This is a genomic window from Aeromicrobium sp. WCS2018Hpa-31, assembly GCF_031843905.1.
GTDB lineage: Bacteria > Actinomycetota > Actinomycetes > Propionibacteriales > Nocardioidaceae > Aeromicrobium.
Map to the genome: position 1 here is coordinate 227541 of NZ_JAVTJF010000006.1, position 21395 is coordinate 248935.

Genomic DNA, 21395 nt, shown 5'->3' on the forward strand with positions numbered 1-21395 from the left:
GGTCAGACGGTAGGCGGCTCGGTGGGAGCGAGGGGTGCCTCGCGGTAGGTCGCGAGGTCGTCGCCGGCCACGGCGTCGAGCAGCTCGATCGCGGCCGCGGTCGCCTTGTCGTGCACCGTCTCGCTGTCGCACCAGTGCACCGACACGATCTCGGTGGGCTGCAGCACCATGTCGTCCACGTACGACGTGTCGACCACGCCGAGGTCGAACAGGAAGATGCAGGCGTCGTCCCATCCGCGCCAGGCGGGCAACCAGTTGACGGTCAGCAGCTCGCGCACCTGCACCGTGAGGCCCAGCTCCTCCTCGAGCTCGCGCACGAGGCCGTCGGCGGGGGACTCGCCGACCTCGACGACGCCACCGGGTAGGTCCCACTCCTGCTTGTAGGTCAGTCGACACAGCAGCACGCGGCCCTGCGGGTCGCGCAGCAGGCCCTGGGAGATGACCCGCTTGGTGGGCAGACCCGCGTTGAGCAGGGCGATGAAGCCGTCGCGGCTCGTGGCCGGAGGGTCGTCGTGCAGCCGGGCGAGCAGCGCGCGGTCGGGGGCGTCGCCCGCTCCCCGGGCGATGCCCTCGCGGCGCAGGCCGCTGATCGAGGCCGCTCGTACGTCCTCGGTCCGGTCCACGGGGACCCGGGCCTCCACCCGCAGGAGCCCCCGTTCCCCGAAGGCGTGCTCGAGCACCAGTCGCAGGGCGCGGACCGCGAGACCGAGCGCGCCGTCACCGGTGCCGGTGTTCCAGCGGACCGAGCCCACCCCACGGCCCTCGTCGAGCAGCGCGATCGTGCCGAGACGATCTCCGTCGATGGTCAGGGCCCAGCCGTGGAGTCCGTCGGATCCGCTCGTGGGCTCGAGGACGAGGTCGTCGTCTCGCAGGATGGTGCTCACGCCGCCACCGTACGCGGAGCCTGCGCGGCCGTCATCGCTGACGTCGGCCGTCGTGGGCGAGCGTCACCGCCGGCCCGTGAGGACTCGGACCGGGTGCTCGAGGTCCAGCAGGATCGACTCCGCGGCGTGCCAGGAGCCGTCGAGCTCGTCCTGCAGCCGGCCGTCGCTCCCGGTCAGCGTGGTCTGCACGCCCACGGTCTTGGAGAAGGCCGGGAAGAGGTCGATCACCACGAGCACCTCGTCGTCGGCGCAGGTCCTGCTGAAGGCCAGCACCCCGGCGTGGTGCACCGGTCGCAGCTCGAGACCACGACGCGACCGCAGGGCGGGGTGGGACCGGCGCAGCTCGTTGAGGCGGGTGAGGAACGCGGCGACCGTCTCGTCGGCGGGGTCGTCGGTGGGGGAGAACGTGCTGCTGACTCCCCAGGCGGGTCCACCGAGCGCCGCGACGGCGGCCCAGGCCTGGAAGGTGGCCGCGGATCCGCCGGTGAGGGCCGACGAGCGCCGGTGGCGCGTGGACGCCAGCAGCTGCGGGCGGGTCACCGACCCGCGGCCGATCCCGGTGAGGACCTCCTCGACGTCGTGGACGCCGAGGGCGCGGTGCAGCGGCGGAGTGGTCTGGTGGAAGCCGACGAGCGACAGCGCGTGCGCCTGTGCGGGCGACGGATCGCCCTCGGCCACCAGCACCACGTCGGGGGCCGCGACCCGGACGTCGTGGAGCAGCTGCTCCCACAGAGCCAGCGGCCAGCGGTGCGCGTCCTGCACCACGAAGGCGCTGATGCCCCGGCCGATCCAGGTGGTCACCATGTCCAGGACCGCGGCGTAGGTGGCACCGGTGTCCCCGTCGTGGTCGAACCGCCAGGTGTCGTCTCCGGCGGGGACGAACCAGCTCGGGTGCTGTGCGAGCCACGGGTGGGACGACGAGATGGTCCAGGCGAGCTCGAGGGCGACCTCGAGGCCCACGTGGTGTGCCTGCTCGACGAGCTCCAGGACGTCGTCGACGGTGCCGAGGCGAGGATCCACCGACGTGTGTTCCGCGGTGGCCGGTCCGGCATCCCAGGGGTCGGCGGACGCGGACGGGTGCAGCGGAGGGAGCCGGACCACGTCGAAGCCCAGGGCGGCGACCCGTGCGAGCTCCTCCGTGACGGTGGCCAGGTCGGACGTGGACGCGGGGGACAGCTCGTACCAGGCGCCGACGAGGGCTCGTTCCGGATCGACGCGCAACGGCAGTGGGTCCGTGCTGTCGACGTGCAGCCGACCGATCTCGTCGGGCAGGGACGCGACGTAGGCGAGCGCCTCGGCCAGCCGCTCGTGGGCCGGTGCGGCGTCGTCGAGGAGGTCCTCGGCCACCTGCAGCGCGGCGGGATCGCGGTCGCCGATGCCGAGCACGAGCGCGCTGCCGTGGGCGAGGACGTTCTCGGCGTCGGCGCCGCCGTCGATGTCGGAGACGACGCGAGCCGCCCAGCTGCGCAGCGGCTCCTGCCAGCTCTCGACGTGGTAGGTCCAGGCCCCGACGACGTCGGTGGTGACGGTCGCCGACCACAGGTGGTCGCCGAGGTGGCGCAGGGGGACGGGGCCGCGCGTCTTCCCCTCGGGGTCGGTGAGGACCACGGCGGCGCCGACCTCGAGGTCGTCGGGCAGCACGATCGCCTCGATGCGCAACGGTTCGCCGGGGACGACCTTGGCCGGGAACCGGCCGCGGTCCAGGCACGGACGGACCTCCAGCACCGGAACCCGAGCGACCATGGACCCACGCTAGTGCGTGCGTGCGGCTTTCGGGCGTGTTCCCCCGATGCCGCCCCATGGCGCGACGACTCCTATGCTCGCGGCCACGGACCAGCGGCCCCTTCCTCGGGTGGTCGCCCGACGGAAGGAAGCAGCGTGACGCAGCTCGTCCAGCTCGACGTGACCGACGGAGTCGGCGTGATCCGACTCGATCGTCCGCCCATGAACGCCCTCGACGCCCAGCTGCAGCGCGAGCTGGTGGAGGTGGCCCGTGAGGCCGACACCCGCGACGACGTCGCCGCGGTGGTGCTGCACGGAGGCCCCAAGGTGTTCGCCGCGGGCGCCGACGTCAAGGAGATGGCGGCGATGAGCTACCAGCAGATGGTCGCCCACGGCCACCTGCTGCAGGAGTTCACGCGGGCCGTGGCGAGCATCGGCAAGCCGACGGTCTCGGTCGTCACGGGCTTCGCGCTCGGCGGAGGCTGCGAGCTCGCCCTCTCCACCGACCTGCGGTTCGCCGCGGAGAACGCCAAGCTCGGCCAGCCCGAGATCCTGCTCGGCATCATCCCCGGTGCGGGTGGGACGCAGCGTCTGGCGCGCCTCGTCGGTCCCTCGGTCGCGAAGGACCTCGTCTACACCGGGCGGTTCGTGGGTGCCGAGGAGGCGTTGCGCATCGGCCTGGTCGACCGTGTCCTCCCGGCCGACGAGGTGCTCGAGGCCGCCCTCGCGTGGGCCCGCGGATTCGTCGGGGGCCCGGCGCTGGCCCTGCGGGCGGCCAAGAGCGCGATCGACCGCGGCCTGGAGACGGACCTGCAGACGGGGCTGGAGATCGAGCGGATCGAGTTCACCGGCCTCTTCGCCACCGACGACCGGAGCGCCGGCATGGACTCGTTCGTCGAGAACGGTCCCGGCAAGGCCACGTTCAGCGGTTCCTGACCCGGACGGGACGGTCCGAGGTCTCACGCCTCGACATCGCCGCGAAACGTCCGTGGCACGAGAGGCGCATGGGGCATACTGTGCTGCGACGTGCCGCCGTGTCGCCAAGAAGGGGAGTCATGACCGACTCAGGGTCGAACCAGCCACAGGATCGTCGGCGTGCCGACCCCTTGAAGGTCGCGGCGGACATGCTCGCGCAGTCCGACGGCGACGACGCCGCCGACACGAGCGACGCGGGCGGTTCCGGGTCCGCGGACGACCGGCGACGCAAGCGGGCAGCGCAGCGCGCCGCGCGCCAGGTGGCTGCCGAGAAGCGGCGCAGCGAGCGCAACGCGGCACGGGCGTTCAGCGCCTCCCGTCGCGGACGCCGCTCCGAGGACGGTCCGGTCGAGCCGGCCCTGCGCGCGGCCGAGGAGGCTCTCGACGCCGAGCAGCCGGCCGAGGCGGCGCAGCAGGAGCCCAAGCCCACCGCCCCCGAGCCCGTCGAGACTCCGTCCGTCGAGGCCGGGTCGGCGAGCCAGGTGCCCGAGGCCGAGAAGACCGCCGAGATGCCCCAGGTCCCCGCGGCGCCGGCGGAGCCCGAGGCCCGGCCCACGGTCGCGGACGCCCTGACCGGTCGGGTCCCGAACGACGACGAGCACATCGATGCGGCGCTGCTGGACGACACGGACGACCCGGCCGCCGTCGAGCCCGAGGCTCCCGCCTCCGCCGCTCCTGAGGCCGAAGCGGTCGAGCAGCCGCAGACGAGGCGCTGGATGCCGCCCACCGCGGCGAGCCTTGCCGAGCCGGAGACGCCCGCCGCTCCCGTCGCGGCCGACCGACCGGTCGCCGACGACGTGGTCACGGCCGACGCCGACCCGGTCGAGGCCTCCGGCACGGAGGAGTCCGTGACGGCGTCGCAGTCCGAGGGTGTCGCGGTCTCCGAGCCCGAGCCCGAGCCCGAGCGCGCCGAGCCCGCGCTCGCGCAGGCCGACGAGTCCGCGCCCGACGACCAGCCTCCTGCCGAGACCGCGACGGCCGGGGCGACGAGTCCCGACGCCGAGACCGAGTCCGCTGCGAAGGCCGAGGAGAGCGAGTCGGTCGCGGCCCAGCCGCACGACGGCACGCAGCCCGAGAGCACGCAGCACGAGGGCACGCAGCCCGAGAGCACGCCGGACGAGACCGTCGTGGAGCACGCCGAGCCGACGTCCGAGGTCCCGACCGACGACCACGTCGACGCGCTCTCGGAGCCGGTCGAGCCGCCGCAGGACCGCGCCGTGGACGCCGACGAGGCCGAGGAGGCTCCTGCCGCCGCGACGGAGAGCCTCGAGGCGCCCGCCCCCGAGGACCCCGCGCCGACCAGCTCCGCACCGGAGGCTGCTGCGGTGGCGAGCCCGGCCCCGCCCGCGGTTCCGAGCACGTTCGCCGAGAAGCTGGCTGCCGCCAGCGCCGCGGCCCAGGAGCGGGTCAGCGCCGCGCGCGCCGAGGCCGCCCGCCTCATGGAGGAGGCGGCCAGGGAGCGCGCCGAGGTGGCCGCTCGCATCCGCGCCGACGAGGCCGAGCAGCGCGAGGTGCTGCAGGGTCGACTGCGCGCAGCCGAGCAGGCGGCGGAGGAGCGGGTCCGCGCCGCACGCGAGGAGGCCGATCGCGTCACGGCGGAGATCGAGCGCGAGCGCCAGGCGGCGTCGGCGAAGATCGAGCAGCTGCAGAAGGAGGCCGACGAGCGCGTCGAGGTCGCCCGTGCCGAGGCCGAGCGGGCCGCGCAGGAGCGGCTCGACGAGGCCAAGGCCGAGGCCGAGCGACGCATCGCCGCCGCCGAGGAGGAGGCGTCGCGCAAGGCGGCCGAACGACTCGCCCAGGGTGAGCGTGACGCCGAGGACGCCGCCCAGCGACGGCTCGCCGCGGCCGAGCAGGACGCCGAGCGTCGTATCAGCGAGGCCCGTGCCGAGGCCGAGAAGCTCGCCGAGGGTGCCCGGAGGGATCGCGAAGCGGCCCTCGAGCAGCTCGAGAAGGAGCGTGCCGAGGCCGAGGCCAAGCTGGAGCAGGTGAGGCTCGAGGCCGAGAAGGTCGTGGCCGACGCCGAGCGGACGTCGGCCGAGCACGTGGCCGCCGCGAAGGCCGAGGCGGAGAAGTACGCGCAGGAGGTGGCGGCCGAGCGCGTCGCCATCGCCGTGCGGCTCTCCGACGCCGAGCGCACGGCCGGGGACCAGCTGGCCGCGGCGGAGGCGGAGCGCCTCGCGTCCGAGGCCGCCGAGCGGCACGAGCTCGCGGCGACCGAGCTCGCCCGCGAGCGCGACGAGGCCCGGGCCCATGTGGAGCGCGTCACCGCCGAGGTGGCCGAGCTCGCACGCCAGGCCGAGGAGGAGCGCAACCAGGCCACCGCACAGCTGGCCGAGGCCGAGCGGGTCGCGGAGGAGCGCGTCCGCAACGCCCAGGCCGAGGCCGAGCGCGTGGCGGCCGAGGCTGCCGACGCCGCGCGGGCGTCCGCAGCCGCTCGCGAGGAGGCCACGCGTCGTCAGGCCGAGGAGGCCGAGCAGGCACGCGTCACCGCGGAGCGCAAGCTGGCCGAGGCCGAGCAGCAGGCGGCCGACCGCCTCTCGCAGGCCGAGGCCGAGGCTCGCACCGTGGCGCAGCGCGCCGACGACGACGCGCGGCGACGGATCGAGGAGGCGCGCGCCGAGGCGGACCGCGTCGTCCAGCAGGCCAAGCGCGACGCGCAGGAGCGACTCAGCCAGGCCGTGGCGGCCGCACGCTCGGCCGCCGAGGAGAAGCTGGCCGAGGCCGAGGCGACGGCCATGGAATGGGTCGCGGCGGCCGAGGCCGAGGCCGAGCGGGTGGCGCAGTCCCACATCGTGGCGGCCAACCAGTCGGCCAAGGCCACTCCGACGTTCTCCGAGAGCCTCTCGGAACCGTTAGTGGGGGAGTTCGTGGACGAGAAGCCGTCCGTGGGCACCGAGACCCCCCCGGAGGTGAGCGACGGGACCGGGGGATCCGTCCCCCCGACCAAAAAAAGGGTCATCCGCCGATCCTGAGTACCTGACCGCCGGCGCGATCGTCGCCGGACTCGAGGCGAGCACGCCCGAGGACGAGCCGGTGGCGACCCCGGAGCCTGCGCAGGCGACGCCTGCGCCCGACGACGCGCGCCCGACGCGGTCCTACGAGGACCTCGTGCCGGGTTCGCTCGCGTGGATCGCTGCGACGCACGGCGGCTCGTCCGACGACGGTGCGGCCGAGCTGGAGGCCCAGCCCGGTGACCACGCCCGCCGCGACGCGGGGGACCGGCGCCGAGCGGCCAAGCAGGCCAAGGCCGAGAAGCGTGTTGCCGCGCGCCGAGCCCGTGAGGAGCAGCGAGCCGCCGCCAAGGCGGAGAAGGATCGAGCCAGGCGCGAACGCGCCGAGGCCAAGGATCGTGAGGCGGCCGAGCGGGCGGAGGCCAAGCAGCGCGAGGCCGAGCAGGCCGCGGCCCGCAAGGCCGCGCAGGAGGTCGAGGACGAGCGGACGAGGCAGCTCGCCGAGGAGCAGGCCGCGGCCGCGCGGGTCGAGCAGGACCGACGTCGCCAGGCCGAGAGCGCGGCGGCGGAGCAGAAGGCTCAGCGCCGCGAGAAGAGCAAGGCCGCGGCCCTCGCCGCCCTGGCCGGACGCCCGACCACCGCTCGAGCCGACGAGGCCGACGCCCCCTCGTCCCAGGACGTCGCGGGCGAGGACGTCGCGGGCCAGGACCCTGCGCCCGAGGACCCCGACGCGCAGGACCCGATGCCGGGCGACGGCACGCCGGAGCAGGAGTCGACGACGACCCGGTCCGAGGACGGCTCCGCTGCCGACCTGGCCGAGGAGACGGCCCTCCTCGACGCCGTCGGTGCCGCCCACCAGGACGTCGAGGCCACCGAGGCCGGCGCCCAGGACCCCCGTGCCGACGCGCGCGAGTCCGAGCACACCTCTCAGGAACCGGTGGACCGCGGCGGTCGAGGTGACGACCGCCGGGCGGCGGCGGCAGCCACCGTGGCGCGTCGTCGCGAGAAGGCCGAGGCGAAGGAGCGGGCACGCGCCGAGAAGGGCCAGGCGGCCCGGCGTCGTCGGGTCGAGAAGGCGCCGGCCCGCGAGGTCGACGACAGCGTGCCGGAGCCGCCGTCGGTGCCGCAGGAGTCCTCCTCCTTCGGACCGGCGCGTGTGGTGTCCCTTGTGGGCGTGGCGATCGGCGTGCTCGGACTGGTGGCCTCGGTGCTGCTGGCGCTCGCCGCCCTCCTCGTCGCCTTCGGCTTCGACGCCGACGCCGGTGTGCTGCGGGCGGTCGCCGTGGTCGCGGACCCGCTCACGGCACCACTGCGTGGCCTGGTCGCCTTCTCCGGGGAGAACGCTGCGGCCAAGGAGGCGTTCGTCGCCTACGGCGGCGGTTCGGTGGTCTACCTGATCGTCGGGGTGGCTGCGCCGTCGCTGCTCTCCCGCCGCGACGCCTGAGTCGGCGGTCGGCCGGCACCGCGGGCGACGTGGCGTGCAGCGATGTGACCGACGCCATTGCCGGTGTGGGTGGCCGCGCTTGTAACCCGCCGGTAACCTGCGACGCAAGGCTGCCCTCACCGCGTGGTGCTCCACGTGGGAAGGTGGACCTCCCGACCACGCGACGCCGAGCGTCGCGTCCCCGACCACAGGAGGGTCCTCGTGACCAACATCGTCGTCGCGGTGAAGTACGTGCCGGATGCCACGGCCGACCGCACCTTCGACTCGTCCGACAACACCGTGGACCGTGAGAACGTCGACGGTCTGCTGTCCGAGCTCGACGAGTACGCCGTCGAGCAGGCCCTCAAGGTCGTCGAGGAGGGCGATGGCGAGGTCACCGTCCTCACCGTCGGCCCCGACGACGCCGCCGACGCCGTGCGCAAGGCGCTGCAGATGGGCGCCGACAAGGGTGTGCACGTCAACGACGAGGCCATCGCCGGCTCCGACGCGTTCGCCACGTCGCTCGTGCTGGCCAAGGCCCTCGAGAAGCTCGAGTACGACTTCGTCTTCTTCGGCATGGCCTCGACCGACGGCGGCATGGGTGTCGTCCCGACGCTCGTCGCCGAGCGTCTCGGCCTGCCCGCGGTCACCCTCGGCGGCGAGATCACCGTCGACGGCGAGACCGTGACCATCAAGCGTGACGGCGACGTCGCCACGCAGGAGGTCCAGGGCACGGGCAAGCTCGTCGTCAGCGTGACCGACCAGACCGGCGAGGCCCGCTACCCGTCCTTCAAGGGCATCATGGCGGCCAAGAAGAAGCCGGTCGAGGAGTGGGACCTGTCCGACCTCGGTGTCGACGCGTCCGACGTGGGCCTCGACGCCGCGTGGACGAAGGTCGCCTCGACCGAGCCGCGCCCGCCGCGCACCGCCGGCGAGATCATCACCGACGAGGGCGACGGCGGCTCCAAGCTCGTCGAGTTCCTCGCCTCCAAGAAGTTCGTCTGAGCAGGGAGAGCAGAGACATGTCCGAAGTCATCGTGCTCGTCGACGTCGTCGACGGCAACGCCACCAAGCCCAGCCTCGAGCTCCTCACGATCGCCCGCAAGATCGGTGAGCCGTCGGCCGTCGTCTTCGGCGCCGACGTCCCCGGCTCGCTGGCCGAGCACGGCGCCGAGAAGATCTACCAGCTCGACGACGCCGTCTACGGCGAGTACCTGGTCGGCCCCAAGGCCGAGGCGCTCACCAAGATCGTCACCGACTCCTCCGCCTCGGCCGTGCTGGTCCCCTCCAGCACGGAGGGCAAGGAGATCGCCGCCCGCGTCGCGCTGCGGACCGAGTCCGGTCTCATCACCGACGCGGTCGACGTGAAGGTCGACGGCGACGTCGTCACCACCACGCAGTCGGTCTTCGCCGGCAACTTCACCGTGGACGCCCAGGTCACCAAGGGCATCCCGGTGATCGCCGTCAAGCCCAACTCCGTGGCCCCCGAGGCCGCCTCGGGCGCCGGCACGGTCGAGGCCGTCACGGTCGAGGTCTCCGACGCCGCCAAGGGCGCCAAGATCGTCTCCACCAAGGAGAAGGCCGCCTCCGGTCGTCCCGAGCTCACCGAGGCCGCCATCGTGGTCTCCGGCGGCCGTGGCACCGGTGGCGACTTCACCGAGGTCGAGGCGTTCGCCGACAGCCTCGGTGCCGCCGTGGGCGCTTCGCGCGCCGCGGTCGACTCCGGCTGGTACCCGCACAGCTTCCAGGTCGGTCAGACGGGCAAGACCGTCTCGCCGCAGCTGTACGTGGCCAACGGCATCTCCGGTGCCATCCAGCACCGCGCCGGCATGCAGACGTCCAAGACCATCGTCGCGGTCAACAAGGACGAGGAGGCGCCGATCTTCGAGCTCGTCGACTTCGGCGTCGTCGGCGACCTGAAGACGGTCCTGCCGCAGGCCACCGAGGGCATCGCCCAGCGCAAGGGCTGATCGCACTCCAGCCACGAGGGCCCCGGACCACACGGTCCGGGGCCCTCGTGCGTCCCCATGGTCCGTCCGGGCCACGACGACGTGGCCCATCGGGATCAGGTTCCAAGTTGGTTAAGTCATCGACGGACCCTGTCCTGCGGCCCTGTCGCGGTGATAGCAATAGGGGCGCACGCGCCTGCGTGCACCCATCTTCACAGGAGGAATCCATGCGTCTCTCCCGACGTACTCGCGTCGCGGGCGTAGCCCTGCTCGCCGCGGGCAGCCTCGTCCTGGCGGCTTGTGGCGGGGGCGGTGACGACTCCGGGTCCACCGACTCGGTCATCACCAACTTCAGCACCGAGCCCCAGAACCCGCTCGTCCCCACCTCGACGAACGAGACCGGTGGCGGTCGCGCCATCGACCTGCTCTTCGCCGGTCTGGTCTCGTACCAGAAGGACGGCTCGAGCGTGAACGAGGTCGCGGAGTCGATCGAGTCCGAGGACAACGTCACCTGGACCGTCAAGCTCAAGGACTGGGAGTTCTCCGACGGCACCCCCGTCACCGCCGACTCCTTCGTGGACGCGTGGAACTACGGCGCCCTCAGCACCAACAAGCAGCTGAACAGCTACTTCTTCTACCCGATCAAGGGCTTCGACGCCGTCCAGGAGGAGAAGCCGACCGCCAAGACGCTCGAGGGCCTCAAGGTCGTCGACGAGAAGACCTTCACGATCGAGCTGAACCAGCCCGAGGCCGACTTCCCGGCGCGTCTGGGCTACTCGGCGTTCTACCCGCTGCCCGAGTCGGCGTTCGACGACATCAAGGCCTACGGCGAGGACCCGATCGGCAACGGCCCGTACAAGATGGACGGCAAGGGCGCGTGGGAGCACGACGTCCAGATCAAGCTCGTCCCGAACGACTCCTACGACGGTGTGCGCAAGCCGAAGAACGGTGGCGTCACGCTGAAGTTCTTCACGAACCCCGACACCGCCTACACGGCCATCCAGACCGGTGACCTCGACGTCCTCGACGCCGTGCCGCCGAGCGCCCTGCCGACCTTCCAGGAGGACGACTCGGTCCAGGCCATCTCCGAGCCGGGCTCGGTCTTCGGCTCGATCACCATCCCCGAGCGTCTGCCCGGCTTCGGCACCAACGACGAGGGACGTCTGCGTCGTCAGGCCATCTCCAAGGCGATCAACCGCGAGGAGATCACGAAGAACATCTTCGACGACACCCGCACGCCGGCCGTCGACTTCTCGGCCCCGGTCATGCCCGGCTTCGACAAGGAGATCCCGGGCAGCGAGGTGCTGCAGTTCGACGCCACCGAGGCCAAGGACCTGTGGGCCCAGGCCGACGACATCGCCGAGTTCGACGGATCCTTCTCCATCGCCTACAACGGCGACGGTCCCGGCAACAAGGAGTGGGTCGACGCCGTCGTGAACCAGCTCAAGAACAACCTCGGCATCGACGCCAAGGCCAAGGCCTACGCCACGTTCGACGAGCTTCGTTCGGATGTCACCAACCGCACCATCAAGACCTCCTTCCGCACCGGTTGGCAGCCCGACTACCCGTCGATCTTCAACTACCTGGCCCCGCTGTACCAGACCAAGGCCGGGTCGAACGACGGTGACTACTCCAGCAAGGAGTTCGACGACCTCATGAAGCAGGTCGCCGGCGAGCCCGACGAGGACAAGCGCTACACGCTTCAGTCGCAGGCTCAGGAGGTCCTGTTCAAGGACCTGCCGGCCATCCCTCTCTGGTACTCCAACGTCGCGGCCGCCGCGTCGAAGAACGTGGAGAACGTCGAGTTCAACTGGCAGAACCAGCCCGAGCTGCACCTCATCACCAAGAAGTAGCTCCGGCGCCCGCACGACCACCCGTGGGGCAACACCTCAGGTGTTGCCCCACAGGTGTGTCCGGGTCCCTCGGTGGCGCTTCCGCCCGCGGCGTATCGTCGTGGCGGGTCGCGGTGTCGCCGCCCCCTCAGACAAGGAGTTCTGCCCATGTGGTGGTACGTCGGCAAGCGTCTCCTCCAAGCGATCCCGGTGATCCTCGGAGCCACGCTGCTCATCTACGCGATGGTGTTCCTGCGACCTGGAGACCCGATCGTCGCCCTGTTCGGCGACAAGCCGGTGCCCGAGGGCACCTACCAGGCGCTGCGTGAGCAGTACAACTTCGACAAGCCGTTCCTGGTGCAGTGGCTGCTGTTCCTCAAGGGCGCGCTGACCCTCGACTTCGGCACCGCGTTCAGCGGCCAGCCCGTCATCGACCTCGTGCAGCGCGCGTTCCCCGTGACGATCAAGCTCGCCCTGATGGCCCTCGTCATCGAGGCCGTTCTCGGCGTGGCCGCTGGCTTCTACGCCGGCATGCGTCGCGGCAAGCTGTTCGACTCCACCATGCTGGTCGTCTCGCTGCTCGTCATCGCGGTGCCGATCTTCGTGTTCGGCTTCGTGCTCCAGCTCGTCGTGGGCATCAAGCTCGGAGCCCTACCCGCTCTCGTGAGCTCGCAGGCGACGTTCCGCGAGCTGCTCCTGCCGGCCATCGTGCTCGGACTCGTCTCGTTCGCGTACGTGCTGCGCCTGACGCGGACGTCGGTCATCGAGAACCTCACGGCCGACCACGTGCGCACCGCCCGAGCGAAGGGCCTGCCCGACGGGCAGGTCAACCGGCGCCACGTGCTGCGCAACTCCCTCATCCCCGTGGTGACGTTCCTCGGTGCGGACCTGGGCGGGCTGATGGCTGGTGCGGTGGTGACCGAGGGCATCTTCAACGTCCCCGGTGTCGGCAACCTGGCCTTCGAGGCGGTCCGACGTGGGGAGACCCCCACGATCGTCTCCGTCGTGACCATCATGGTGCTCGTCTACGTGCTCACCAGCCTCGTCGTGGACCTGCTCTACGCCCTGCTCGACCCGAGGATCCGCTATGCCTGACGGCCGCTCGTCCACCCCCCGCCCCGGTCAGGAGCGCTACCTCGCTCCGCTGGAGGACACGCCCCTGCACGACGTGGGTGCCCTCGACACCACCGCGCCCCCGGAGAGCCAGTGGAAGGAGGCGTGGAAGCAGCTGCGCAAGAACCCGCTGTTCCTCATCTCCGCAGGTCTGCTCGTCCTGGTGGCCGTGGTCGTGGTGTTCCCCGGCCTGTTCACCAACAACGACCCGACGTACTGCCAGACGGGACTGCGTCTTCGTCCTGCCGCGCCCGGGCATCCGCTCGGTTTCGACTCCCAGGGTTGCGACGTGTACTCCCGGGTGATCTACGGCGCGCGGGCCTCCGTCGCGGTCGGCGTGTTCACCACGATCATCGTCGCGCTGCTGGGCCTGGTCACGGGGGCCGTCGCGGGCTTCTACGGCGGCTTCTTCGACTCGCTGATCTCGCGCATCGCCGACGTCTTCTACGCGATCCCGCTGCTGCTCGCCGCCATCGTGCTGCTGTCGGCCCTCAACAACGTGTGGCCCGACCGCGGCTTCTGGGGCTCGGTCCTGGCGATCGTGCTCGCGCTCGGCCTGTTCGGCTGGCCGCAGGTCACCCGTATCGCTCGTGGTGCGGTCATCGAGACCAAGCAGCAGGAGTTCGTCGACGCAGCGCGGGCGCTGGGCGCCACGCCTCGACGCAACCTCCTGCGGCACGTGGTCCCGAACTCGCTGGCCCCGGTCATCGTGACCGCCACGGTCTCGTTGGGCATCTTCATCGTCGCCGAGGCCACGCTGTCCTTCCTGGGCCTCGGTCTTCCCTCGAGCATCGTGTCGTGGGGCAACGACATCTCGTCGGCGCAGAACCAGGTGAGGTCCGGCACCCGGCTCGGCACCATGTTCTGGCCAGCCGGTGCGCTCGCGCTGACCGTGTTCAGCTTCATCCTCCTCGGCGACGCCGTGCGCGACGCCCTCGACCCGAAGGCCAAGAAGCGATGAGCAACCCGAACCCCGAGGGCCGCACCTCCGGCGAGCAGCCGCTGCTCGAGGTCAAGGACCTGCACGTCGGCTTCGAGGCCGACAAGAAGACGATCGTCCCCGCCGTCATCGGCGCGAACCTGACGGTCTACCCCGGTCAGACCGTGGCCATCGTCGGCGAGTCCGGCTCGGGCAAGTCGACGACGGCGCACGCCATCATCGACCTGCTCCCGGGGACCGGACGCATCACCGGTGGCCAGATCCTGTTCGAGGGCACGGACATCGCCCACGCGAAGCGGTCCGACATCGTCGCGCTGCGTGGGTCGTCCATCGGTCTCGTGCCGCAGGACCCGATGTCGAACCTGAACCCGTTGTGGCGGGTGGGCACCCAGATCAAGGAGTCGCTCGAGGCCAACGGCGTCGCCAAGGGCAAGGCCGCGGACGCCCGCGTGGTCGAGCTCCTCGAGGAGGCCGGTCTGCCCGACGCCGAGCGCCGGGCCCGTCAGTACCCGCACGAGTTCTCCGGCGGGATGCGCCAGCGCGCGCTCATCGCCATGGGCCTGGCAGCACGCCCCAAGCTGCTCATCGCCGACGAGCCCACCTCGGCGCTCGACGTGACCGTGCAGAAGCAGATCCTCGACCACCTCGACCGGCTCACCGACGAGCTCGGCTTCGCGGTGCTGCTCATCACCCACGACCTCGGTCTCGCCGCTGAGCGCGCCGACCACCTGGTGGTCATGTACCGCGGCCAGATCGTGGAGTCGGGGCCGGCGCTGGAGATCCTGCAGGACCCCCAGCACCCCTACAGCAAGCGCCTCGTGAGCTCGGCGCCGTCGCTCGCCTCGCAGCGGCTCTCGTCGGTCCAGGCGCGTGCCGAGGTGCGCGAGCAGGCGGTGCAGACCGCGGCTGAGATCGCTGCGGAGGTCGCGACCGACACCGGCGAGTTCGGCGAGGGGGCCAGCACGATCATCGAGGCCAAGGACCTGACCAAGGTCTTCAAGATCCGTGGCAGCCGTCCGGGTCAGTCCACGGACTTCACGGCCGTCGACCAGGTCTCGTTCCGCCTCGAGCGCGGCACGACGACGGCCATCGTGGGGGAGTCCGGCTCGGGCAAGTCCACCGTGGCGCGCATGGTGCTCGGCCTGCTCGACGCCACGAGCGGGTCGGTGGAGTTCGACGGCGTCGACATCACCAGCCTGCGGTCCAAGAAGCAGCAGCTGGCGATGCGACGGCAGATGCAGCCGGTCTTCCAGAACCCGTACGCGTCGTTGGACCCGATGTACTCGATCTACCGGTCCATCGAGGAGCCGCTGCGGCTCCACGACATCGGCACCTCCAAGGAGCGCGAGGCCAAGATTCGCGACTTGCTCGACAAGGTGTCGCTGCCGGCGTCGGTCATGACGCGCTACCCCAACGAGCTGTCCGGCGGACAGCGGCAGCGCGTCGCCATCGCGCGGGCCCTCGCCCTGGACCCCGAGGTGGTCATCTGCGACGAGGCCGTCTCGGCGCTCGACGTGCTGGTGCAGGCGCAGATCCTGAACCTGCTCAACGAGCTCCAGAGCGAGCTGGGCCTGTCGTACCTGTTCATCACCCACGACCTCGCGGTCGTGCGGCAGATCGCCGACAACGTGGTGGTGATGCAGAACGGCCAGGTCGTCGAGCAGTCGAGCGTGACCGACGTGTTCGAGAACCCGCAGCAGGACTACACGCGGATGCTCCTCGATGCGATCCCGGGCGGGTCGATCCCGCTCGGCGTGGTGGAGGCCGGCGACGCCTGATCCGGTGACGGCTCGGGGGTGAGACCAGGTTGACTCGTTCGAACATCTGTTCGATCATGGGTGGGTGTCCGCAGCCCGTCCAGCCCTCGAGGTCGTCGCCGAGCTGCGGCGCGAGGTCGAGCGGATGCAGGGCGCACCCGCACGGCAGGCGGTGCCCACGCACCCGGCCCTCGAGGGCCTGCTGAGCCTCGAGACCGGCGGGGTCTACGGCGTCGACGCAGCCAGCCTCGCGCTGCTGCTCATGTCCGGCCCGTCCGCGGCCGGCACGTGGTCCGCGGTCGTGGGTGCACCCGACCTCGGGGTCGAGGCCGCCGTGGCCATGGGGGTCGACCCGCACCGCACCGTGTTCGTGCCGGACCCGCAGGACCGGTGGCTGGAGGTCACCGCCGCCCTCGTCGACGTCGTCGGCCTCGTGGTGGTGCGGCCGACGTCCGTCGTCGGTGAGGGCGACGCCGCCCGCCTCGGTGCGCGGCTGCGCAAGCAGGGCTGCGTGCTGGTGCCCTGGGGCGTCTGGCCCCGGTGCGACGCCCGGCTCACCCTCGCGACCACTCGCTGGGCGGGGGTGGGGGCGGGTGACGGCCACCTGAGGGCTCGTGAGGCCACCGTGACCGTGCAGCGTGGCACTGCTCCGAGCCGGACCCGCGACCTCCTCCTGCCGGCCGACGACCTGACCGTGCGACCTGTGCGCCCACAGGTCGCGGCGCCCCCGGCCACCGGGGTTCCCGCCATCGTGAGGAGCCCCGCCTTCGTCAGGAGCGCAGGATGAGGACGCTCGTGCTCTGGTGCCCGGACTGGCCCGTGCGGGCCGCCCTGCCGGACCTGCCGCGCGACGTCCCCGGCGCGGTCATGGACGGCGGCCAGGTGCTGGCCTGCAACCACGCCGCCCGGGTGGAGGGCGTGCGCCGCGGCATGCGGCGCCGTGACGCGCAGGCGCGGTGCCCCGAGCTCGTGCTCGCCGACCACCGCCCGGAGGTCGAGGCCCGGGCCTTCGAGGAGGTGCTGCTGGGCGTCGAGGAGCTCAGCCCCGCCGTCACGCCGTTACGGCCGGGACTGTGCGCGCTGCCCGTACCGGCCCGGTTCTACGGGGGCGAGGAGGAGGCGGCGGCCGTCGTCGCCGAGCGGGTCGTCTCGCTGGCGGTGTGGGACGTGCGGCTCGGGGTGGCCGACGGCCTCTTCGCGGCCGAGCAGGCCGCCCGCCGTGCGGTGCCGCAAGGGGTCCACGTGGTCGAGCCCGGTGCCGACGCCGCGTTCCTGGCTCCGCTGCCGGTCGAGACGCTCGAGGCGCCGGAGGTGGTGAGCCTGCTGCGTCGCATGGGCCTGACCACGCTCGCGCACCTGGCGGCCCTGCCCGCGTCCGACGTGCACACCCGGTTCGGCACCCACGGTGCCCTCCTGCACCGCCTGGCCTCGGGCCAGGACCCTCGGCTCCTCGCCCGGCGTGAGGTGCCTCCCGAGCTGGGCGGGATCCTCACCCTCGAGCCGCCGGTCTCCAGTTCCGAGACGGTGGCGTTCAGCCTGCGGTCGGTCGCCGAACGGTTCGTCGCGCGCCTGGCCGACCACGGCCTGGTGTGCACCGCGCTCGGGATCGAGGTGGAGGTCGACGACCAGGTGGCGTCCACCCGTCGGTGGGTCCACCCGCGCTGGTTCGGTGCGGTCGACGTCGTCGACCGGGTGCGCTGGCAGCTGCAGGGCGGTCCGCTGCCGGGACCGGTCGGCGCGGTCCGGCTCGTGCCCGAGAGCGTCGCGCCCGTCGGCGAGCACGCACCCGCCCTCTTCGGGCCCGGTGGTCGGGGTGCCGCGACGGCGCAGGAGGACGACCGCGTCGAGCGCGGCATCGCCCGGGTGCAGGGTCTCGTCGGTCACGAGGGGGTGCTCGCCGCCCGGGTGCAGGGTGGCCGCTCGCCGTCGGCCCGGCGTCTGCTCGCGCCGTGGGGCGAGCAGACCCAGCCGGCGCGTGCCGTGGGGGCTCCCTGGCCGGGCTCCGTGCCACCGCCGGCGCCGGCCACGGTGTACGCGTCACCGCGTCCGGCCCAGGTGGTCGGCCCCGGCGACCGGGTCGTCGGGGTCGACGGCCGGGGAGCGATCAGCTGCGACCCCGTCCGGTTCCGTGCTGCCGGCGACGAGGACTGGCGTCCCGTGGCGTCCTGGGCGGGCCCGTGGCCGGTCGACGAGCTGTGGTGGGACGAGGCGGCGGCCCGTCGGGTGGCGCGCTTCCAGGTGGTCGGGGTCGACGGCACGGCCTGGCTCATGGTCGTCGAGAACGGCACCTGGTGGACCGAGGCCCGCTATGACTGACGTGCACGAGCCCGTGGAGCGCTGATGGGCTGGAACAACCCCGACGTCCCGTGGCGCGAGCTGGAGGCTCGGCTCTCCGGCCGGCCCGCCCACGCGCTGCCGAGCGAGGGCCGCGACGACCTGCGCCCCGACCCGGTCGACGGTCGCTTCCCCGACGGGGGTGACGGACCGGCGTTCAGCCGCAAGCGCGGACGGTACGAGGCGCCCGGCGTGCCCGAAGGCCGTGGGCGGCAGATCGACAACACCGTCCCGTACGCCGAGCTGCACTGCCACAGCGACTTCAGCTTCCTCGACGGCGCGAGCGCACCGGAGGTGCTGGTCGAGCAGGCGAGCTCCCTGGGGCTGGAGGCGCTCGCGCTCACCGACCACGACGGCTTCTACGGCGTGGCCCGCTTCGCCGAGGCCGCCGCCGAGCACCCCGGTCTGGACACGGTGTTCGGGGCCGAGCTGTCGCTGGGCCTGACCGCGCCCCAGCTGGGTGCCGCGGACCCGGAGGGCAGCCACCTGCTCGTGCTCGCCCGAGGGGTGGAGGGCTACCACCGGCTGGCCGCGGCCATCACCGAGGCGCAGCTCGCAGGCGACGAGAAGGGCAGGCCGGTCTACGACCTCGAGCGGCTCGCCGAGCAGGGCCGAGGGCACTGGCACGTGCTCACGGGCTGCCGCAAGGGCTTCGTCCGGCAGGCGCTCGCGACCGGTGGCCCGGCCGATGCGTCGCGCGCGCTGGGACGGCTGGTCGACCTGTTCGGTGCCGACGCCGTCGACGTCGAGCTCACCGACCACGGCGGTCCCACCGACTCGGCCACCAACGACGTGCTCGCGGCCCTGGCCGTCGAGCACGCCCTGCCGGTCGTGGCCACCGGCAACGTGCACGCCGCGGTGCCGTCGCGCACCCGGCTGGCCCAGGCCATGGCCGCCGTGCGTGCCCGGCGCAGCCTCGCCGAGATGGACGGCTGGCTGGCCGCCTCCGGGCAGGCCTACCTGCGCTCGGGCGAGGAGATGCAGGCACGTTTCGCGCGCTACCCGGGAGCCGTGGCGCGGTCGGTCGAGGTGGCCCGGGGTGCGGCCTTCGACCTGCGTCGTGCGGCGCCGCGGCTGCCGCAGACCGACGTCCCGGACGGGTACACCCCCATGGAGTGGCTGCGCGAGCTGGTGAGGCGGGGCGCCGACGACCTGTACGCCCACGACCGCGACCGGGCCGAGGAGCGGCTGCGCCAGGAGCTGGCGGTCATCGAGGCCAAGGGGTTCTGCGGCTACTTCCTCATCGTCCACGACATCGTGGCCGAGGCCCGTCGACGCGGGATCCTGTGCCAGGGCCGGGGCTCGGCGGCCAACTCCGCGGTCTGCTACGCCCTGCGCATCACGGCCGTCGACTCGATGTTCTACGACCTGCCGTTCGAGCGGTTCCTGGCCGCCACGCGCGACGAGGAGCCCGACATCGACGTCGACTTCGACGCAGGCCGCCGTGAGGAGGTGATCCAGTGGGTCTACGACACGTTCGGACGCCGCAACGCCGCCCAGGTGGCCAACGTCATCAGCTACCAGCCGCGCTCGGCGGTCCGCGACGTCGCGAAGGCGCTGGGCTACTCCGTGGGCCAGCAGGACGCGTGGAGCAAGAGCATCGAGTCGTGGCGTGCGGTCGAGACGCCCGAGGAGAGCCCGTTGCCACCGCTGGTCGGTGAGCTAGCCGAGCAGCTGCTGAAGACCCCGCGGCACCTGGGCATCCACTCCGGCGGGATGGTGCTCACCGAGCGCCCAGTGGGCGAGGTCGTGCCGATCGAGCGGGCGCGGATGGACAAGCGCACCGTCGTGCAGTGGGACAAGGACGACTGCGCGTGGATGGGGCTGGTCAAGTTCGACCTGCTCGGCCTCGGGATGCTCGGCGCGATCCAGCGCACGTTCGACCTGCTCGCCGAGCACACGGGGGAGCGGTGGGACCTCGCGTCGATCCCCAAGGAGGAGCCGGCGGTCTTCGACATGCTCTGCCTGGCCGACTCCGTCGGGGTCTTCCAGGTCGAGAGCCGTGCCCAGATCGGCACGCTGCCCCGGCTTCGTCCTCGTTCGTACTACGACCTCGTCATCGAGATCGCGCTCATCCGGCCCGGTCCGATCCAGGGCGGCGCCGTGCACCCGTACATCCGTCGCCGCACGGGCAAGGAGCCGGTCGAGTTCATCCATCCGTTGCTGGAGCCGGTGCTGGCGCGCACCCTCGGGGTGCCGCTGTTCCAGGAGCAGCTCATGCAGATCGCCATGGCGGTGGGTGACTGCACGGGCGACGACGCCGACCTGCTGCGTCGGGCCATGGGGTCCAAGCGCGGCACCGAGCGCATCGAGCGGCTGCGGGAGAAGCTCTACGCCGGCATGGAGCGCCACGGCATCACGGGCGAGGTGGCCGACGGCATCTACGCCCGCATCCAGGCGTTCGCGAACTTCGGCTTCGCCGAGAGCCACGCGCTGAGCTTCGGGCTGCTCGTGTACGCCAGCAGCTGGCTCAAGCTGCACGCGCCGGCGGCGTTCCTCGCGGCGCTGCTGCGCTCCCAGCCGATGGGCTTCTACTCCCCGCAGTCCCTCACCGCCGACGCGCGGCGCCACGGCGTCGAGGTGCGGCGGCCCTGCATCGCCCGCTCGCAGGTCCATGCCGACCTGGAGGTCCTCGACGACGGGCCGGGCCGTGGGCGGCGGACCAGCACCGGCCTCGACGGGTGCACGCACCGGGTGCAGCCGCCGGCAGGCGACTTCGACGACACCGAGGGCCGGACGGAGCTGCAGGCCCGGCTGGCCGGGCACCGCCGCGACGGCCACCACGCCGTGCGCCTCGGTCTCACCGAGGTCCAGGGCATCGGTGAGGCCGACGCCGAGCGGGTGGTGGCGGCGCGAGCCGACGGTCCGTTCGTCGACATGCCCGACGTCGTGCGACGTACCGGGCTCTCGGTCCCGCAGATGGAGGCCCTCGCCACCGCCGGGGCGTTCGACGTGTTCGGGATCAGCCGTCGCCAGGCGCTCTGGAACGCGGGCTACACCGACGCCCCCGACCTGCTGGCGGGCACGGCGGTGCAGGCGCCACCTCCGATGCTGCCCGGCATGAGCGACGTCGAGCTGACCACCGCCGACCTGTGGGCCACCCGCATCTCGCCCACGGAGCACCCGTTCGTGCACCTGCGACCGCTGCTGCGTGCCGAGGAGGTGCTGGCGGTGCAGGACTGCCCCGACCTGGGCACCGGGCGTCGGGTCCGGGTGGCGGGGCTGATCACCCACAAGCAGCGCCCCTACACCGCCTCGGGCGTCACGTTCCTGAATCTGGAGGACGAGACGGGCATGCTCAACGTGGTGGTCTTCGCCGACGTCTGGAAGCGACACCGGCGGGTCCTGCAGAACGCGGCGGGCGTGGTCGTGCGCGGTGTGGTCGAGAACGTGGAGGGCGCCACCAACCTGCGGGCCGAGCGGATCGAGCGGGTGGAGGTGCTGTACCCCGAGGCGGCCTCGACCATCGGTCCTCACCGGTCCCGCGACTTCCGGTGATCGACGTCACGTCGGCC

Annotated in this window: 14 protein-coding genes; 12 read left to right on the top strand and 2 right to left on the bottom strand. The window is 72.4% G+C overall.

The features are described from left to right. Positions 1 to 2: 2 nt before the first annotated feature. The gene (locus RQG84_RS09865) at positions 3 to 884 is read right to left on the bottom strand and encodes an NUDIX hydrolase (protein ID WP_311209892.1); all 882 of its coding nucleotides are present in this window, start codon (positions 882 to 884) and stop codon (positions 3 to 5) included. A 63-nt stretch (positions 885 to 947) separates the two neighbouring features. Further along, positions 948 to 2627, bottom strand: coding sequence for a maltotransferase domain-containing protein (locus tag RQG84_RS09870; protein WP_311209893.1), 1680 nt, complete (start codon positions 2625 to 2627; stop codon positions 948 to 950). A 135-nt stretch (positions 2628 to 2762) separates the two neighbouring features. On the opposite strand from RQG84_RS09870, the gene RQG84_RS09875 reads away from it, so the two are divergent. The 12 genes from RQG84_RS09875 to RQG84_RS09930 all read left to right on the top strand — a co-directional run bounded on the left by RQG84_RS09875 (position 2763) and on the right by RQG84_RS09930 (position 21378). Further along, positions 2763 to 3542 carry an enoyl-CoA hydratase-related protein gene (locus RQG84_RS09875; RefSeq protein ID WP_311209894.1) on the top strand — a complete coding sequence of 260 codons (780 nt, stop codon included), beginning with the start codon at positions 2763 to 2765 and terminating at the stop codon, positions 3540 to 3542. A 119-nt stretch (positions 3543 to 3661) separates the two neighbouring features. After that, entirely contained in the window at positions 3662 to 6553 is a 2892-nt protein-coding gene (locus tag RQG84_RS09880) for a hypothetical protein (RefSeq protein WP_311209895.1), read from the top strand. 61 nt (positions 6554 to 6614) lie between these two features. Further along, complete coding sequence (locus RQG84_RS09885) at positions 6615 to 7976, top strand: hypothetical protein (RefSeq protein WP_311209896.1); 1362 nt, start codon at positions 6615 to 6617, stop codon at positions 7974 to 7976. Between the two features lie 201 nt (positions 7977 to 8177). After that, on the top strand, positions 8178 to 8960 hold the full coding sequence (locus RQG84_RS09890; RefSeq protein ID WP_055967082.1) for an electron transfer flavoprotein subunit beta/FixA family protein: 783 nt from the start codon (positions 8178 to 8180) through the stop codon (positions 8958 to 8960). A 17-nt stretch (positions 8961 to 8977) separates the two neighbouring features. After that, positions 8978 to 9925, top strand: a complete 948-nt coding sequence (locus RQG84_RS09895; protein ID WP_311209897.1) for an electron transfer flavoprotein subunit alpha/FixB family protein — start codon at positions 8978 to 8980, stop codon at positions 9923 to 9925. A gap of 206 nt (positions 9926 to 10131) precedes the next feature. After that, positions 10132 to 11757: an ABC transporter substrate-binding protein gene (locus tag RQG84_RS09900; protein ID WP_311209898.1), complete on the top strand. Its 1626-nt coding sequence runs from the start codon at positions 10132 to 10134 to the stop codon at positions 11755 to 11757. Positions 11758 to 11904: 147 nt separating this feature from the next. Next, entirely contained in the window at positions 11905 to 12831 is a 927-nt protein-coding gene (locus RQG84_RS09905; RefSeq protein WP_311209899.1) for an ABC transporter permease, read from the top strand. Then, complete coding sequence (locus RQG84_RS09910) at positions 12824 to 13810, top strand: ABC transporter permease (RefSeq protein WP_311209900.1); 987 nt, start codon at positions 12824 to 12826, stop codon at positions 13808 to 13810. Before RQG84_RS09905 ends, RQG84_RS09910 begins: the two co-directional genes overlap by 8 nt. Further along, the gene (locus tag RQG84_RS09915) at positions 13807 to 15567 is read left to right on the top strand and encodes an ABC transporter ATP-binding protein (RefSeq protein WP_311209901.1); all 1761 of its coding nucleotides are present in this window, start codon (positions 13807 to 13809) and stop codon (positions 15565 to 15567) included. The genes RQG84_RS09910 and RQG84_RS09915 overlap by 4 nt, the downstream gene beginning before the upstream one ends. Positions 15568 to 15631: 64 nt before the next feature. Further along, positions 15632 to 16333 carry a hypothetical protein gene (locus RQG84_RS09920; RefSeq protein WP_311209902.1) on the top strand — a complete coding sequence of 234 codons (702 nt, stop codon included), beginning with the start codon at positions 15632 to 15634 and terminating at the stop codon, positions 16331 to 16333. Beyond that, a complete protein-coding gene (locus tag RQG84_RS09925) occupies positions 16330 to 17862 on the top strand; it encodes a DNA polymerase Y family protein (RefSeq protein ID WP_311209903.1) in 1533 nt (510 codons plus the stop codon). The genes RQG84_RS09920 and RQG84_RS09925 overlap by 4 nt, the downstream gene beginning before the upstream one ends. Before the next feature lie 24 nt (positions 17863 to 17886). Beyond that, positions 17887 to 21378 carry an error-prone DNA polymerase gene (locus tag RQG84_RS09930; RefSeq protein ID WP_311209904.1) on the top strand — a complete coding sequence of 1164 codons (3492 nt, stop codon included), beginning with the start codon at positions 17887 to 17889 and terminating at the stop codon, positions 21376 to 21378. Positions 21379 to 21395: the final 17 nt, after the last annotated feature.